This is a genomic window from Quadrisphaera sp. RL12-1S, assembly GCF_014270065.1.
Taxonomy (GTDB): domain Bacteria; phylum Actinomycetota; class Actinomycetes; order Actinomycetales; family Quadrisphaeraceae; genus Quadrisphaera.
In genome coordinates this window covers 67,181-83,555 of record NZ_JACNME010000006.1, presented here as the reverse complement: position 1 = coordinate 83,555, position 16,375 = coordinate 67,181, and the positions used below count along the sequence as shown (strand labels likewise).

General features: G+C 69.7%; 16 protein-coding genes and 1 tRNA gene. 6 read left to right on the top strand and 11 right to left on the bottom strand.

Translation table 11 applies throughout. From position 1 onward, the window contains the following. Window positions 1-44: 44 nt before the first annotated feature. Window positions 45-1,457: a DUF6414 family protein gene (locus tag H7K62_RS12955; protein WP_445499618.1), complete on the bottom strand. Its 1,413-nt coding sequence runs from the start codon at window positions 1,455-1,457 to the stop codon at window positions 45-47. A gap of 5 nt (window positions 1,458-1,462) precedes the next feature. Then, window positions 1,463-2,710 carry an ATP-binding protein gene (locus H7K62_RS12950; protein WP_186718853.1) on the bottom strand — a complete coding sequence of 416 codons (1,248 nt, stop codon included), beginning with the start codon at window positions 2,708-2,710 and terminating at the stop codon, window positions 1,463-1,465. Window positions 2,711-2,979: 269 nt separating this feature from the next. On the opposite strand from H7K62_RS12950, the gene H7K62_RS12945 reads away from it, so the two are divergent. Further along, window positions 2,980-4,110 carry a hypothetical protein gene (locus H7K62_RS12945; RefSeq protein WP_186718852.1) on the top strand — a complete coding sequence of 377 codons (1,131 nt, stop codon included), beginning with the start codon at window positions 2,980-2,982 and terminating at the stop codon, window positions 4,108-4,110. Window positions 4,111-4,149: 39 nt separating this feature from the next. Here the strand turns inward: H7K62_RS12945 and H7K62_RS23930 are convergent, their stop codons facing one another. From H7K62_RS23930 to H7K62_RS12910, 8 genes are all read right to left on the bottom strand, one after another. Continuing rightward, window positions 4,150-4,641, bottom strand: coding sequence for a DUF4913 domain-containing protein (locus tag H7K62_RS23930; RefSeq protein ID WP_186718851.1), 492 nt, complete (start codon window positions 4,639-4,641; stop codon window positions 4,150-4,152). After that, complete coding sequence (locus tag H7K62_RS12935) at window positions 4,638-5,018, bottom strand: TraG/TraD/VirD4 family protein (protein WP_186718850.1); 381 nt, start codon at window positions 5,016-5,018, stop codon at window positions 4,638-4,640. Before H7K62_RS12935 ends, H7K62_RS23930 begins: the two co-directional genes overlap by 4 nt. After that, on the bottom strand, window positions 5,006-5,692 hold the full coding sequence (locus H7K62_RS12930) for a type IV secretory system conjugative DNA transfer family protein (protein WP_186718842.1): 687 nt from the start codon (window positions 5,690-5,692) through the stop codon (window positions 5,006-5,008). Before H7K62_RS12930 ends, H7K62_RS12935 begins: the two co-directional genes overlap by 13 nt. Window positions 5,693-5,746: 54 nt before the next feature. After that, the gene (locus H7K62_RS21580; protein WP_222437555.1) at window positions 5,747-5,860 is read right to left on the bottom strand and encodes a type IV secretory system conjugative DNA transfer family protein; all 114 of its coding nucleotides are present in this window, start codon (window positions 5,858-5,860) and stop codon (window positions 5,747-5,749) included. After that, window positions 5,857-6,327, bottom strand: coding sequence for a hypothetical protein (locus H7K62_RS12925; RefSeq protein ID WP_186718841.1), 471 nt, complete (start codon window positions 6,325-6,327; stop codon window positions 5,857-5,859). Before H7K62_RS12925 ends, H7K62_RS21580 begins: the two co-directional genes overlap by 4 nt. A 198-nt stretch (window positions 6,328-6,525) precedes the next feature. Beyond that, entirely contained in the window at window positions 6,526-7,200 is a 675-nt protein-coding gene (locus H7K62_RS12920; protein WP_186718840.1) for a hypothetical protein, read from the bottom strand. Between the two features lie 191 nt (window positions 7,201-7,391). Beyond that, window positions 7,392-8,015: a hypothetical protein gene (locus H7K62_RS12915; protein WP_186718839.1), complete on the bottom strand. Its 624-nt coding sequence runs from the start codon at window positions 8,013-8,015 to the stop codon at window positions 7,392-7,394. A 24-nt stretch (window positions 8,016-8,039) separates the two neighbouring features. After that, window positions 8,040-8,111, bottom strand: a tRNA-Arg gene (locus tag H7K62_RS12910). A gap of 157 nt (window positions 8,112-8,268) precedes the next feature. Here H7K62_RS12910 and H7K62_RS12905 point away from each other — a divergent pair. Together H7K62_RS12905 and H7K62_RS12900 are read left to right on the top strand one after the other, a co-directional pair. Continuing rightward, entirely contained in the window at window positions 8,269-10,053 is a 1,785-nt protein-coding gene (locus H7K62_RS12905) for a GTPase family protein (RefSeq protein WP_186718838.1), read from the top strand. Further along, a complete protein-coding gene (locus H7K62_RS12900; RefSeq protein WP_186718830.1) occupies window positions 10,050-11,831 on the top strand; it encodes a GTPase in 1,782 nt (593 codons plus the stop codon). The genes H7K62_RS12905 and H7K62_RS12900 overlap by 4 nt, the downstream gene beginning before the upstream one ends. Before the next feature lie 27 nt (window positions 11,832-11,858). On the opposite strand, the gene H7K62_RS12895 is transcribed toward H7K62_RS12900, so the two are convergent. After that, a complete protein-coding gene (locus tag H7K62_RS12895) occupies window positions 11,859-12,467 on the bottom strand; it encodes a GNAT family N-acetyltransferase (protein ID WP_370591762.1) in 609 nt (202 codons plus the stop codon). 153 nt (window positions 12,468-12,620) lie between these two features. On the opposite strand from H7K62_RS12895, the gene H7K62_RS12890 reads away from it, so the two are divergent. The 3 genes from H7K62_RS12890 (at window position 12,621) to H7K62_RS12880 (ending at window position 16,372) form a co-directional block, all read left to right on the top strand. Then, a complete protein-coding gene (locus H7K62_RS12890) occupies window positions 12,621-13,226 on the top strand; it encodes a single-stranded DNA-binding protein (RefSeq protein WP_186718822.1) in 606 nt (201 codons plus the stop codon). Window positions 13,227-13,295: 69 nt separating this feature from the next. Then, window positions 13,296-14,978, top strand: a complete 1,683-nt coding sequence (ettA, locus tag H7K62_RS12885) for an energy-dependent translational throttle protein EttA (protein WP_186718821.1) — start codon at window positions 13,296-13,298, stop codon at window positions 14,976-14,978. Window positions 14,979-14,989: 11 nt separating this feature from the next. Then, window positions 14,990-16,372: a DUF2254 domain-containing protein gene (locus H7K62_RS12880; RefSeq protein ID WP_186718820.1), complete on the top strand. Its 1,383-nt coding sequence runs from the start codon at window positions 14,990-14,992 to the stop codon at window positions 16,370-16,372. Window positions 16,373-16,375 lie beyond the last annotated feature (3 nt).

Here is a 16,375-nt window from a genome sequence, read left to right as displayed (position 1 = left end):
CCTGAGTGAATGGATTCAGCCTTGGGATCGGGTACGGCACTCTCTCACCAGTATATGGCCGTTACCTCGACTTCAAGGAAGTTCTGTGGGGCGGGCAACGGGACAGCAGTCGCCGTGTTTTTAGATGTTGCTGACGACACGGCTAACAGTACGGCCTGGTGGTGCGCATCGCGCAACAGTTGCACCCACGTCCTATCGACGCGGTCAGTCGCGGTCGGTGCACTCTCCTCAATGAATTGCAACACGGCATCGTAGGCCTCGCGGACCCTTGAGATGTCCTCTAGATCGGTCACATCGCCGAAGGTGCTGGCCGCCGACGCTGCGACGAACGTCAAGCTAGTCTCGGACACGGTCTGTCCTCTCCCTTGGGTCAGCGATCGCCCGAAGGGCAGAAGTCCATCCTCCATTAGAATGGCCGATATCTCGACTGGCGACTCGTCAACTGGAGAGTACTGCGCTCCATCAAAGACATTAGAGATCTGACGCAACTGCTCCCCTAACTCTGGGGAAATTGACTCCAGGACGTTCGCCAACTTGACGGGAGACCAATTCTGCGCCAGGCCGGGCTTGGCCAGTCTGGCATAAATTGAGTATTCTGACCCATCAAATAGAAGTCGACGAACATCCTTCCAATAGAGAGATGCCTCTGTCACGCCAGCGATCGTCGCGTATTGACATTCCAGGTCCAGCTCACTGCCCTTGGCGATCACATCAGCGTCAATCAACCACGCTTCTCCTTCGCAGTCGACCAAGCGATGACTGGTCATCCTGGCTGCTAAAGGCACTAGGTCAACTAGTAGTCGCGAGAGGAGTCCCACGATGGGTGTTGCCTCAGCAAGCGATTGCTCACCGACACCAAAAGCGCCTGGTCGTTCGCTTAACATATCCACGGTGGAGGTGATTGCTGTGGCCAATTGATATGTCCTCTCGGCCCGTAACTCCACTCGAGCCTCGATTACATCTCCTCGCACGAGGTCCGCCACTCTTACGGCCCGGCGAACCTTTGCCATTCCCCGCAGATGATGACTTAGGTCCTTCACAGTCCGCATGGCCGGGAAGTCCCCGTCCTTCTTGTGATCGTCTACCGAAATCTTGAGGCCCGCATCCTCAAGGCGAAGGTCACGAAAGGTTCCTTGAATGACTGCGCGGCGCACGACTTCCCGGGCCGAGCTGTTTGCGGACGAGTTCTTGCTGGTAAGCCCTGCACTAGGCAGGCCAGCCGCGGCAGGAGTGCTCAACGATGAGCCCACCTCAGACGTCGTGGTGTCTGTGATGGTGCTCTTAAGGGTTTCGATCACGGAGCCATGGCGGGCGGCCACCAGGCTGATGACACTTACTTCGTCCAGATATACGAACTCCCGTCGTGTCCCCTCCCAAGCGCGCCGTCGTCGCCACCGTCGCCAACGGCGCCCGAGCCAGCTCCTCGCTGACCATGAGGCCCGAGATAGCAGATGCATTACTCTCACTGATCCGCCACCTGCTTCAGAGAGATGGCTCTATTGTGTGTCGCTAGCTTCAACCCATAATCTATGTCGGACCTACTTAACTGACTGCGTTCATCGAGAGACGCTAATATGGCGGACTCCGTCCAGATTGAGGCAATCTCCGCCGGAGACCAGCCCTCAGTCGCGAGGACCAACCGCGCAAGGTCACAGTTGTGTGCTCCCTGGACCTTGCGGGAGGAGACTCGGAGGATGTCGAGTCGATCGCTGGGGCTTAGCTGACCGTCGAATTGTATCTTGAATCCCAAACGACCTGGCCGTAGTAACGCAGAATCGAGTGAGCCGGGAAGGTTGGTTGCTGCGATGACCAGCACTTGGCGTCCGGCCCTGAAGCCATCTAGCGCGGTCAGTAGTTGACCGATAAGTCGTGTCGAATGTTCGGAGGCGTCAGATCCCCGACTGGTCACAAGGCTATCCAACTCGTCGAAGAAAAGGAGCGAGGGAGCCTGCTTTTGGGCGTCCTCAAAAAGCGCCCGAAGACGCTTCTCGCTCTCTCCTACCCACTTGTTGACCATCTCGGGACCATCTATTAGGTAGAAGCTCGCGTTCGTGTGTCGGCTCAGCGCTCTCGCGAGATGCGTCTTACCGGTTCCGGATGGGCCGCTGAAGAGTATGCCCTTTACGGGATTGGCGCCGATCGCTTGTAAACGACCCTGGGGATCAAGTGCTACCCGCACAAGTTGGGAGGCCCTACGCACCAATGACGGCGAACCTCCAAAGTCGTCCAGATCGACCTCAATGCTTTGCGGGTCGGTCCTCAAAGCGGCTGGGTCGAAATCTTCGTCGCGGTGTAGACCGAGCCTGTCGATTGGCTTGTCGCTCAGGACTGCTCCAGGCTGTCCATTCAACTTCATCATCAGCGTCTGTCCAACACGATAAGGAGACGATTCGCGCTGCGGGTAGGCGAGATGTCTGCCGGAAACCTCAATGACGGCCACGTCGCCGGAACTGCTGAGGCTGTTCACTGTGCCGACGTCTGGGGTGGATTCTGGCCAGTATTCTGAGGGTAGTTTGACGGGCACTTCTCCAGCAATGTCATCTGGGAGGTAGTAGGTGTCTCCTGGAGCAGCGTCCGTCACCTGTGGGTGCTTGAACCACCCAGTGCCGCCGTCTCTGCGGTTGAAATAAATGCGGGAACCCTCAGTTTCTATGTGGAAGAGCTTGACGAGCGCACCCCGGCTCCAATCAATGTTGTCTACCTCCGACAAGGGGCCCTCCGTGACTTATGCGAGTGATGAGACTGACAGGGGCCAATGATCGCAGGATCAAGTCTGATTATCACATGGCTGCCTTGGCTTGAGTGTCGGGCCCATCATCCCGGGGCGCTCGTTGCGAATGAATCATCGACTTGAACCGCCGCGCCAGCCGTCGATGTGTGGACGCTGGTTAGTGTGCATCGAGGCCGTCGGCATCTAGGGTGCGGCCAACCACAGGTTGTCACAGGTCTTCCGCTTCGGCGTCGCTTAGAATGCTCTTCGTGTATCCGTCTGCCGAGGGCCAGTTCCTCAGTGAGGAACAGGCTAGGGCCTTAGATGACACGTTCCTCGCATCCAACCCATACCAGTATTTTACCTCGCGAATAATGTCTTTGATCGACCGCTATGACCGGCCGACCTCTGGAGTCTCGTTTGCTGAACTGGGCCCGACCAGCCTGCGAGGGCAGTTCCGTAACTATCTGGGATGGCCGGATGCCAAGTTCGAAGTCTCTGAATCAGATGTGGCTGCACAAGTTGCCATGGACGCGCTTTCCGTTCGTCAACACGCCGCAGAGGCTCTAGTTCGATTCTGTGCAGTCCGATTGACGCCTGAAGCGAGCGCGACCGCTCCATGTCTTTGGGCTGACATGGCCACCGGACCTACGCAAATGGCCGACGTCATCCGTCGTCTTCGCGAGAGGACGAACGATCCAGCTGCGGGGGAGAGTGTGTTTCGCGCCCTTGTGCCCAGGGAAAGGCGGGAAATGGGTCGAAGAGACCCCGAGTTAGTCGAGGCCTGTAACGTATTTGTGGCTTGGCTCGCTTACGCTGTCCAGATCCTCAGTCCAGGAGAGATCGACACTCAAGCAGCTCATAACAAGGTAAAGCATGGTCTTGCTGTGCGCTCTCGACCCGATATGAGGGTCGGCTTAGTGATGGCGCCGATCCCGGATGGGGACACCATTCCCATCAGTGCCGTGCGTGGGCCCCAATCGCTCGATGTTTTTGATCGGCCCGTCTTGGAGGTATTGGCTCGACCGACGCTAGATGGGCACCGTCAGGGGCTGGAGGTGAGTCAGTTGAGGCTGAATCCGGCTGCACTACTGGCGGAGGCGCACATGCTTGCGATGACCCACGGAGCTTTCTTCCACGTCGCTGCGAATGATCATTTCTCCGGGCGCTCAGACCTTGGGCAGGGGTGTGTTCCACCTGCTCATCCCGGGTATCCGGTCGGCGGCCCCCTACCCGAGCACATCGATGCTGATGCGGCCCTAGGTATGCGTTTCTCCCTGACGCAGCCGCTAGGTGGAGGTTCGGTGACGCGGACCACCGGTATCGCTTACCGCGACCGGTTCGTTACTCTCCACATCGATCATGTGCAGGATCGCCGCATGCGGATTGTTGATGATTAGGCATTGCCCTTCGATTCGGTATTGGCGGAATGGCGGTCACTAATTTACGGGTCTTACGATCGGGCATACCGGGGTCCTGAGAAGGTGATCTAATGCGTCGCGGGAGCAAAGGGCTGCGCCAGGCTCGTTTCTTTCGCTTGAGCAGCCCGAGAAGGTGCCTCGTGAACTCAGCAGCACTATCAGCTGAGGGTCTAGGAAGTTGTGCAACCAGGTTGAGAGCCCGAGGGAGGGGTCGCGGCTGAGCGCCTTCCACGAGCACCACAGTGCGTCCAGCCGCACGACGGCCTCGCGGTGCTCTCGCCACTTCGAGCACCACCGGAACTCTCCGCCCAAGGGACGGGAGAAAGTAGCGCACATGTAATCGGCGACCCAGCTGTCCAGGTCGGGGTAGTCCGTCCCGCCGCCTCCCGCAGTGCTTTGACTAGCGCCGACTACTGCGTCGGCGAGCTCGGCCTCGTCGGCCCATAGCTCCAGTCGCGCCAACCGAGAGTCAACTTCGGCTTGCCAACGCTCACCGCTCAAATCGCTCATCTGTCGGTCCGCCCAGCTGGGGTCTCGTAGTACGGCTCCAAGCGCACCTGAGCCACCCGCAGGCCGGTAGCGAGCACCAGCGCAGTGCCCTTCGACATCGCGCGCAGGTCCTCGGCCGGCAGCAGCCGCTGCCGCCGCAAGGACGTCGTGACTGACCTCGAAGAGCGCTGCCGACCGTCTCCGCTGCCGTCGGCGTAGGAGCGCACCGCGACGTCGTGCTCACCCACGAGGCGGCTGATGTCCTCGGCGAACTCCGCGTCGTCGATGCCGGCGCCCACCAGCTTCACCGTGGCCGCCGACCACAGCGAGTCCATGCCCGCTTCGCCCCACACCCGAACGCCCTGTCGATAGGACTGCAGCACCGTCAGTGGCACCACGCCGCGCGACCCGAGGTGGGGTACAGGTCGGGCAGGTCGGAGATCTTGCAGATATTCGCGGCCTCGTCCAGAACCACGACGAGCGGTGGGTCCAGTCGCGCGCCGACCGAGCGCTCCGCGGCGCGGATGCCGTCGTGCATCAGCCGGTCCACCAGAGCGGCCACCAGCGGGGCGGCGGTGCCGGCACCGTTCTTGGACAACAGGTGCAGCGTCTGCCGCGAGGCGACGAACGCCGCGGTGTCGAGCTCCTCGCATCCTGTGGCCCCGCTGAGCCCTGGCGGCACCAGCCAACGCATGATGATCGGGTCTCGCAGCGCCGAGGCCGCGGTGCGCGCCGTCTCGTAGATGCCGTCGCGCGTCTCGACCGCCCCGTTCTGCCGCCCGACCACCGCAGCAGCTGCCGCGTGGTGGCCGTGCGCCCGAAGGAGGTTGGCCGCGGTCGGGACGGCGGGCTCGGTGAGCCACTCGTAGACCTCCGGCAGCGACCGCTCCCACAGCGCCGCAGCCAGCAGGAGGTTGGCAAGGAGGTCGTGGGCGGCGGTGGACCAGAAGTCCCGCCCGTCCTTGTCACCGCGGATCTCGGTGATGAAGTGCCCCGCCAGCCAGGTCGCCTGCTCCACGGTGGTGACGCCGCGCAGCGGGTCCCACCACATCGCCTGCGACTGCCCGGTCACGACCTGAGGGTCGAAGACCCACACCCGCTCACCGGTCGAGGCGGCGCGCTCCGCCTAGGTGGCCTCCCACAGGTCCGACTTGATCGAGGTCGCCAGCACCGGGCCGGGGGCGTTGCGCACGATCGGCGCCGTCAGTGTCGTCGTCTTGCCGGCCCGGGGCGCCATCACCGCAGCAGCACATCTTCCCAGGACGCCCGCAGCCGCGGGCCGCGCGGCATGAGGACCCCCAGCGCCAGGCCGACGTCGTTGGCAGCGACGTCACGGTCCGCCTGGTTCGCCAGCGACCGGCGCAGGCGTCGAGCCCGCTCCTTCGCGGGCGCCGGGGTCAACGGCGCCACCTCGTGCGCCTGCGCAAGCCCCTCGACCGGAGCGAGCATCCGCCGCCCCAGGACGGTCAGCGCGCTCCCCGCGGTCGTCACGACGGCGACCAGCCGGAGCGCCAGGACGATGACGGCCCAGGTCGGCGTCTCGGGCCACACCGCCTCGACGCCGTCGCCGACCAGGAGCCGCACGAAGTCGACGCCGAACCGCGGCGAGGCCCACCCGTTCGCGGTGAGCCAGGACGCCGTCGTCCCGGCCAGCCGCACCAGCCACGCGAGCCCGACGACGCCCCACACCACACCCAGCAGCGCCATCTGAAGACCAAGTCCCGACGCCGCGGCACCACGGGGCTCCAGTACCCGACCCATCAGCGGCTCACTCGAAGAGCGCCGGCATGTCCGCCGACGTCGGCCGTCCCGTGGGACGAACGGCGCTGTCGGTGTCGTACAGCCGGGCCTCGTCACCGACGAACTCCAGCTCCACCGGGATGCCGACCCGCTGCCCAGTCTTGATCAGGTACTTCCCCGCCTGGGGTGACGAGCCCCGGCCTGCCAGGACTCCGGCGCCGACCAGGACGCGACCATCTGCCGCTCCTTGTCCGACAGCGGCACCACCGCTGAGACCGCGTCCAGCTCCCGCGGCGGCAGCCCGGCCAGCACCGTAACCGCGTTGCGCTCGACGAACCCACGGGCCTTGGCCCGGTCCTCCTCGGTCGGCAGCGCCAAGAGGTCGTCCAGCGAGTGCGTCGCCATCGCGTGAGCGACATCGCGGCCCCGGTAGACACGGGTGAGCGCGTCGGCGTGGTCCACCAGCCCAGGCGCTCCACGCAGGGCGCGCCACAGCTCGTCCATGACGGCGAAGTACTTGCGCCGCGGCGCGAGTCCGGCCTCGGCCAGCGCGGTGGAGGCGTCGATGGTCGCGAAGCCGTAGGACCAGGTCGACAGCATCGCCGCGGCCACCAGCGTGTCCCCGGAGGCGGCGACCGCGGAGATGTCGACGCTGACCGCCGGCGCCTGCAAGTCGATGGGCTGCGTCGTCGGCCCGTCGAAGACGCCCTTCAGCGACCCCTCGCACAGCAGCGCCAGGGTCTGGCGCAGCTCCTTGGTCTCGGCGCGGTAGGCGTCGTGGTCGTCCCGCTCCGCGGCGGCCATGAGCCGGTCAGGTTCCTCGCGGATCAGCTTCAGCACCTCGGGGATGGTCGGAGACATCTCGCGTCGCTGCGCCGCGGTCATCCCTACGGGCAGTCGGCCGCGGGACTTGCGCCGGCTGAGCAGGTGCGCCACGCCCGCACGGGCGGGCCGCTCGCCGCTGGGGACACGTCACGAAGAGCAGCCCAGAGGCCGCTGTGGCTGCGCTCTGTGCCCTGCTCAATAATCGTTCAGCGTTCCCTGCTGGTGCGCCGCGCAGATGCGTCGACAGCAGAGATTAAGTGCCGACGCGCGGCGTGCAGTCCTGAGAGCTCTCTATCGATGCTGGCGCGCCAACGCTTTCGCGCGGACGTCTTGAACACTGCCATCGGAGAGGGCGGAAGCGGCGTCGGAACGGCACTCATCGCGGCGGTGACTTTCGTGAGGGCTTTTATGACGTCCTCGGCGGCGGTCAAGATCTGCGGGTCGGCGGCGAAGCGCAGCGTGCTGTACGGCAGAGCGATGTCGAAAGCTGCTTGTTGGATGTCCTCCTCCCAGCGTTGTGCCCATCCCAGACCGAGGAGCTTGCGCCTGACCCTCGGTTGATCGGCGAGATCGATCGCTCGCTGCAGCCGGCCGACCGCTCGAACAACCGCAGCATCGAAGGCTGCGCAGGCGGCTGCTTTGCCTGCGCTCGCAGACTGAGCGTTCTCTCGCTCCCACTGGGCCCGACGCTCTACCGCTTGGCCTGCCAGATCAGCTCTGAGGTACCGCCGCTGGAAGAGGGCACTCAAGGCGACAGTGCCGATGGACCCGAGGACCGCGACGATCGCCGCTACGAGGGTGGCTGCAGCAGAGATTTGTACGTCGCCCATGTGCAGATCTTGGCCTGGAGGCGGCGCCCCCGGCTGGATTCGAACCAGCGACCATCGGATTAGAAGTCCGGTGCTCTTCCGCTGAGCTACGAGGGCGGGGCGCGTCACCGCGCCGCAGCACAGCGTAGGCGGCACCGCCTGGGGGGCCGCACCCCGCGGCGCGCCGCCCGCCGGCGCGGGACGCGCCGTGCGAGCACCCCGGACAGAGCACCCGGTGGTGGCGCAGACCAGGGGTCGGCGGCAGTCTGAGGGGGTGAGCACGTCGGCGGCAGCGGCACCTGCGCCGTCCCCGTCCTCGGCGCTGCTGGAGCCGGTGGAGCGCCTGCGGGAGCTCGTCGGCGGCCTGGAGCTGCCCCTGGACGCCGCCGGGTCCGACCGGGCTCGCACCGAGCGGGACCAGCTGCTGGCCCAGCTGGACGACTACCTGCTGCCGCGCTTGCGCCGCCTGGACGCGCCGCTGCTCGCCGTCGTCGGCGGGTCCACGGGGGCGGGCAAGTCCACGCTGGTGAACAGCCTGGTGGGCGCCCACGTGACGACGTCGGGGGTGCTCCGCCCCACCACGCGCTACCCGGTGCTGGTGCACAGCCCGGCCGACGCCGCGCACTTCCTGTCTGACGCGGTGCTGCCGGGCCTGGCGCGCACCACCGGCGCCGAGGTCCCGGACCCCAGCCACCCGGGCAGCGCCGCGAAGGGCCTGCGCCTGGTGGAGGCCGCTGACCAGCCCGCGGGCCTGGCGCTGCTGGACGCGCCCGACGTCGACTCCGTGGTCGAGGCCAACCGCGACCTCGCCGTCCAGCTGCTCGGCGCCGCCGACCTGTGGCTGTTCACCACCACCGCGGCCCGCTACGCCGACGCCGTGCCGTGGGAGGTGCTGCGCACCGCCACCGAGCGCGGCACCGCGGTGGCCGTGGTGCTCGACCGGATCCCGCCGGGGGCGCTGACCGAGGTCCGCGCGGACCTCTCGCGCATGCTCGCCGAGGCGGGGCTGAAGAGCGCACCGCTGTTCACGGTGGCCGAGTCGCCGCTGGAGGGCGGTCTCCTCCCGGCGCAGCAGACCGCCCCCCTGCGGCGCTGGCTGGCGGGCATCAGCGCGGACGCGCGCAGCCGCGACGTCGTCGTCCGCCGCACGCTGTCGGGGGCGCTGGCGTCGCTGGCCACCCGCGTGCCGCGCCTGGCCGACGCCGCCGACGCGCAGGACGCCGAGGAGCGGTCGCTGCGCGCCGACCTGCACGGCGCCTACGCCGACGCCACCGACGGGCTGCAGGACCACCTGTCCGACGGCACGCTGCTGCGGGGGGAGGTGCTGGCCCGCTGGCAGGAGTTCGTCGGCACCGGTGAGCTGTTCGCCAGCCTGCAGGCCGGCGTCGGCCGGGTGCGCGACCGGATCACCGCCGCGGTGCGCCGCAAGGCACCTCCGGCGGACCGGCTGGGAGAGGCGCTCGCCACCGGCGTCGCCGCGCTCGTGGTGGACGCCGCCGGACGCGCTCGCCAGAGCGCGCTGCTGCGCTGGCGCGCCCGACCCTCGGGGGCAGCGCTGCTGGCGGCGGCACCGGCTGCGGCCTCCGACCCGCAGCTGCGGCCGGACTTCACCGCCGACGTCGAGCGGCTCGTCCGCGACTGGCAGCAGCACGTGCTCGACCTCGTGCGCGCCCAGGGCGAGGGCAAGCGCAGCCGCGCGCTGCTCTACAGCCTCGGCGTCAGCGGCGCCGGCGCGGTGCTCATGCTCGTGGTGTTCGCCGCCAGCGCCGGGCTGACCGGAGCCGAGGCCGGCATCGCCGCCCTCACCGCCGCCCTCGCGCAGCGCGTGCTCGAGGCCGCCTTCGGGGACCAGGCCGTGCGCACCCTCGCCGCCGCCGCCCGCGCCGACCTCGTCGCCCGCGTCGAGGACCTGCTCGCTCGCGAGGAGGAGTCCCTGGCGCGCCTGCTGCCCCGGCGGCTCGCGGCCGGGGAGGAGCCGGCGCTGTCGGGCTCGCAGCTGCGCCAGGCCGCCGCTGAGGTCGTCCGGGCCGGGGACGTCGGCCGGGGGAGCGCCGCGTGAGCGCCCAGACCCGCCTCGACCACCACCCCGACGACGACGAGAGCGGTGTCGCCCTGCCCGAGCCCGACGCCCCGCCGGGAGCGCTCTCGCCCGACACCCCCCTGGGGGCCGCGCTCGCGGACCTCGAGGCGGCCCTCGAGGCGGGCGGTGACGAGCTGGACCCAGCTGCCGCCGAGCGCGCCCGCGCCGTCGCCGCCCGCGCACGTCAGCGCCTCGCCGGGGACACCGGCGCGTCCGTCGTGGCGCTCGCCGGGGCCACCGGCAGCGGCAAGTCGAGCCTGTTCAACGCCATCGCCGGGCTCGACGTCGCCACGGTCGGCGTGCGGCGCCCCACCACCTCCCACCCCACGGCGTGCGTCTGGGGCGAGGTGCCCGAGGCGCTGCTCGACTGGCTGGAGGTGCCCCGCCGGCACCGCACCGAGCGGGTCAGCGAGCTGGACGCTCACCGCGAGGACGCCCTCACCGGCCTGGTGCTGCTCGACCTGCCCGACCACGACTCCACGGAGCTGTCCCACCGCCTCCAGGTGGACCGGCTCGTGGGCCTGGCCGACCTCGTGGTGTGGGTGGCCGACCCGCAGAAGTACGCCGACGCTGCGCTCCACTCCCGCTACCTGCGCCACCTCGCCGACCACCAGGACGTCGTGGTGGTGGTGCTCAACCAGGTCGACACCCTCGACGAGGCCTCCGCCGCCGTCTGCGAGGCCGACCTGCGCAGGCTGCTCGCCGCCGACGGCCTGGACAGGGTCCGGCTGCTGTCCACCTCCGCGCGCACCGGCCAGGGCGTCGGCGCCCTGCGCCAGGTGCTCACCGACGTGGTGCGGGCCAGCACCGTCGCCCGTCGCCGCTCCGAGGCCGACGTGCTGGCCGCGGTGCGGGAGCTGCAGGCCTCGGTGGCTCCCGCAGAGCCCGACGTCGCCACCGCCGAGGGCGCCCCGGCGCTGGTCGACGCCCTCGCCGTGGCCGCCGGCGTGCCCGCCATCAGCGACGCCGTGCGCGGCAGCGAGCTGCGCGCGGGCGTCGGGCGCACTGGCTGGCCCTTCACCCGCTGGGTGCGGCGCCTGCGCCCGGACCCGCTGAAGCGGCTGCACCTGACGTCGTCGTCGTCCTCCGGCGGGGGCGGCGCGGACGGCGCCGACGGCGGGACCGCCGCGCCGGCGCAGCTGACCCGCACGTCCGTCCCGGTGCCCACCGCCTCCCAGCGCGCGCAGGTCTCCACCGCCGTGCGCGGCGTGGTGACCTCCGTGGCGAACGACCTGCCGCAGCGGTGGGGCGACGCGGTGCGCGCTGCCTCCGGACCCGTCAGCGACGACCTCGCCGACTCCCTCGACCAGGCCGTGCAGACCGTGCCGCTGGCCCACCCCGCGCCCCGCTGGTGGGGCGCGGCGGAGGCGCTGCAGGTGCTGCTCGCGGTGTGCGCCGTGGTCGGCGGCCTGTGGCTGGCCGCGCTCGGCGTGGTCGGCTACCTGCAGCTGCCCGCCCCGCCGCTGCCGCACGTCGGGCCGCCCACCGGCTCCGGGTACGAGCGGTGGGCGGTGCCGCTGCCGACGCTGCTGCTGGTGGGAGGGGTGCTGCTGGGCTGGCTGCTCGCGGCGCTGTCGCGCTCGCTGGTGCGGCGTCGCGCCGAGCGCCTGCGGCGGCGCGTCCGCTCCCAGCTGCGCGAGGTGGTGGCGCGCACGGCGCAGGAGCGGCTGCTGGCCGCGGTGGCCGCCGTGGTGGCTCGCCACCGCGAGGTGCGCGAGGCGCTGGCGTCAGCGGGGGAGCGGCTCGGTCGCCGCTGACGCCCGTCGTCCTCAGCGGTGGCGGGCTCAGCGGTGGCGGGTCAGGGAGGCGTGCAGGGTGGCGCGGACCGCGGGCCACTCGTGGGGCAGCACGGAGTAGACGGCGGTGTCGCGCAGCACGCCGTCCGGACCGATCCGGTGGTTGCGCAGCACCCCGTCCAGCTTGGCGCCCAGGCGCTCGATGGCCGCGCGCGACTGCCGGTTGTGCCAGTGCGTGCGCAGCTCGACGGCGATCGCGTCGCACGCCTCGAAGGCGTGGCCGAGCAGCAGCAGCTTGGCGGCGCTGTTGACGGCGGTGCGCTGGGCGCTCGGCACCAGCCAGGTGGCGCCGACCTCCACGTGCCGGTCGTCCTGGGCGATGTTGCAGAAGGTGGTGCAGCCCACCAGCGCGCCGTCGGAGCGGCGGCGCACCGCCCACGGGTTCATGGTGCCGGCCGCGTGCAGGGCCAGGCGCTCGGCGACGTCGTCAGCGACCGTCCCCGGGGTGGGCACGGCGGTGTACCAGGTGTGCTCCAGACCGCCCTCGGCCAGGGCGGAGGCCAGCTCGGGGGCGTGCTCCGCGGTCAGCGGCTCCAGGCGCACGTGAGCGTCCTCGAGCACCACGCGGTCGGTCAGCAGGGCGGTCGGCGGCGTCACGAGCGCGCACGCTAGCGCTGTCAGCCGCCCACAGGCGGGGTGCGGTGGGCGCTCGTCCACAGGCCGGCGGGTGGGCGGTGGTGGCGAGGACGACGACGGCGGCAGGGTCGCTGCGAGCGCTCGCGCTGGGCGGGCCGAGAGGAGGAGGCCGGCATGCCGAAGTCGACGTTCACGCTGGTGGGGCACCTCGGGGCGGATCCCGAGCTGCGCGCGACCACGTCGGGCACCCCGTACACGAAGTTCCGCGTCGCCGAGAGCGACTCCTGGCGCGACCAGAGCACCGGCGTGTGGGTCGACGGCCCGCCCAACTGGTGGGACGTGACGTGCTGGGAGGAGCTCGCCGAGAACGTCGCCGCGTCCGTCAAGAAGGGCTCCCGCGTGGTGGTCTCGGGGACCTTCGAGCAGCGGGAGTACGAGGTCCGCGAGGGGGACCGGGTCGAGCGGCGGCGCGCCACCACGCTCAAGGCGCGCTCGGTGTCGCTCGACCTGCGGCGCGGCCCGGCCGACCAGCGCCTGCGCGACCGCGCCGAGCAGCCCGCCGCCGACACCTCCCGGGTGGAGCGCAGCACGGGGGTGCTCACCGGTCCCTGGGAGGGCGGCGCGCTGCCCGGCCAGGGGGAGGCGCCGCCCGTCGAGAGGCTCGACGCGCGGTCGCTGACCGACTACCGCGACGAGGACTCCGCCGACCCCGACGACGTGCTCCGCAGCGCGCCGCTGGACGGCGACGACGAGGGCGCGGAGCTGGTGCGCAGCGCCTGAGCCGTCGGCGGGCGAGGGGGCCGGGGCGGGCGGCGTGGGAGGGCGCCGTCCGCCCCTAGGCTGGAGGTCATGGCGGAGTTCATCTACACCATGTACAAGGCCCGCAAGTCCTTGGGCGACAAGCTGATCCTCGACGACGTGACCATGTCGTTCTACCCCGGGGCGAAGATCGGCGTCGTCGGCCCGAACGGTGCGGGCAAGTCGACGATCCTCAAGATCATGGCTGGTCTCGACCAGCCGTCCAACGGCGAGGCCCGCCTCTCGCCGGGCTACTCGGTGGGCATCCTCCTGCAGGAGCCCCCGCTCGACGAGGACAAGACCGTCCTGGAGAACGTCCAGGAGGGCATGGGAGACCTCAAGCGCAAGGTCGACAGGTACAACGAGATCACCGCCGCCTTCGAGGACCCGGACGCCGACTTCGACGCCCTCATGAAGGAGATGGGCGACCTCCAGGAGGAGCTCGACCACGCCGGCGCGTGGGACATGGACTCCAAGCTGGAGCAGGCCATGGACGCGCTGCGCTGCCCCCCGGGCGACGCCGACGTCAAGGTCCTCTCCGGTGGTGAGCGCCGCCGCGTGGCGCTGTGCCGCCTGCTGCTCAGCGAGCCCGACCTGCTGCTGCTCGACGAGCCCACCAACCACCTCGACGCCGAGTCCGTCACCTGGCTCGAGCAGCACCTCGCCAGCTACCCCGGCGCCGTCCTCGCCGTCACCCACGACCGGTACTTCCTCGACAACGTCGCGCAGTGGATCGCCGAGGTCGACCGCGGCCGCCTGTACCCCTACGAGGGCAACTACTCCACCTACCTGGAGAAGAAGCGCGAGCGCCTGCAGGTGCAGGGCAAGAAGGACGCCAAGCTCGCCAAGCGCCTCGCCGACGAGCTCGAGTGGGTCCGCTCCAACGCCAAGGCCCGCCAGACCAAGTCCAAGTCGCGCCTGGCGCGCTACGAGGAGATGGCGGCCGAGGCCGACCGCACCCGCAAGCTCGACTTCGAGTCGATCCAGATCCCGCCGGGCCCGCGCCTGGGCTCGCAGGTCATCGAGGTCAAGGACCTCAAGAAGGGCTTCGGCGACCGCGTCCTCATCGACGGGCTCAGCTTCACGCTGCCCCGCAACGGCATCGTCGGGGTCATCGGCCCCAACGGCGTCGGCAAGACCACGCTCTTCAAGACCATCGTGGGCCTGGAGGAGCCGGACTCCGGCTCCGTGCGCGTGGGCGAGACCGTCAAGGTCTCCTACGTCGACCAGAACCGCGGCGGTCTGGACCCGAACAAGTCGCTGTGGGAGGTCGTGTCCGACGGGCTCGACTACATGCAGGTCGGCAACGTCGAGGTGCCCTCGCGCGCCTACGTCTCCGCGTTCGGGTTCAAGGGCCCGGACCAGCAGAAGAAGGCCGGGGTGCTGTCCGGTGGCGAGCGCAACCGCCTCAACCTGGCGCTGACCCTCAAGCAGGGCGGCAACCTGCTGCTCCTCGACGAGCCCACCAACGACCTCGACGTCGAGACGCTGTCCTCCCTGGAGGACGCCCTGCTGGAGTTCCCCGGCTGCGCCGTGGTCATCAGCCACGACCGGTGGTTCCTCGACCGCGTCGCCACGCACATCCTCGCCTGGGAGGGCACCGAGGAGGACGAGGCGAACTGGTACTGGTACGAGGGCAACTTCGCCGGATACCTCGAGAACAAGATCGACCGCCTCGGTGAGGACGCCGCGCGTCCGCACCGCGTCACCCACCGCCGGCTCACGCGCGACTGACGCGGCCGACCGTGGCTGCCGCTCGCACGGGCGCCCAGGCGCGCCTCACCGCCGCTTGGCACCGCGCGAGCGGCAGCTTCTGGGCCGTGCCGGCCGTGATGTGCCTGCTGGCGCTCGTGCTGTCGCAGGTGCTCATCGCCGTCGACCACTCGCTGGGGCCGTCCTGGACCCAGGGGCTCGGGCCGCTGGGGTCCCGCTCGGGCCCGAGCGGGTCGCGCGACCTGCTCGGCGCCATCGCCGGGTCGATGCTCGGCGTCGCCTCCACGACGTTCTCCATCACCATCGCCGTGATGACGCTGACCTCGTCCAGCTACGGGCCGCACCTCGTGCGCAGCTTCATGGCCGACCGCGCCACGCACGTGGTGCTGGGGACGTTCGTGTCCACCAGCCTGTACGCGCTGCTGGTGCTCCGGTCGGTGACCTCGGAGACCGACGGGACCGTCGCCTTCGTGCCGCACCTGGCCGTCCTCTTCGCCGTCCTCGCCGCAGTGCTCTGCGTGGCCCTGCTGGTCTTCTTCATCCACCACGTCAGCGAGTCCGTGCAGGTGGTGACCCTGTCCAGGCGGGTCTGCGACCAGCTGCGGGACGCGGTGGCCCGGCTCTACCCCGAGGGCGCCGGCGACCCCGCCCCGCGGCGGGCGGAGCTGCCGGCCGGTGTCGTCCGCGACGAGGACGGCGGACGCGTCGCGGCAGCTGACGGCGTCCCGGCCGCCGTGGTGCGCGCGGGCGGGTGCGGGTACGTCGCCGAAGTGGCCCTCGAGGCGGTCGAGAGCCTCGCCCAGCAGCACGACGTGCTGGTGCGCGTGGTGTCACGGCCGGGCCGCTACGCCGTGGACCGCACGGCGCTGCTGGACGTGCTGCCCGCCGAGCGCGCCGGCGAGGAGCTGCTGCGGGAGCTCAGGGCCTGCGTGGACCTGGCGAACAGCCGCACCGCCGTCCAGGACGTCGAGTTCGTCGTCCAGCAGCTGGTCGAGCTGATGTCCCGCGCGCTGTCGTCCGGTGTCAACGACCCGTACACGGCGATCACCGCCCTCGACGACCTGTCCGGCGGTCTGGTGCTGCTCGTCGGACGCCGGGTGCCCACTGCCGAGCGGGCCGGCCAGGACGGCGTGGTCAGGCTCGTCGCCGATCCCGTCAGCCCCGTCGAGCTGGTCGACCAGGTCTTCGACGCGCTGCGCGCCTACGCCACCACCACGCCCCTGGTGCTCTTGCACGCCGTCGCCGTGGCAGAGCGGCTCGACGACGCCGCTGTGGACCCCGCCGTGCGGGAGCGGCTGCGCGAGCAGGTCGGGTGGCTGGTGGCCGCGAGCGAAGCGGCGGGCCCCCCGGAGCCCGACCTGCACCGCCTCCGCGGTCGGAGCGCAGCCCTGCTGGGGCGCCTCGACGCGATCTGAGCC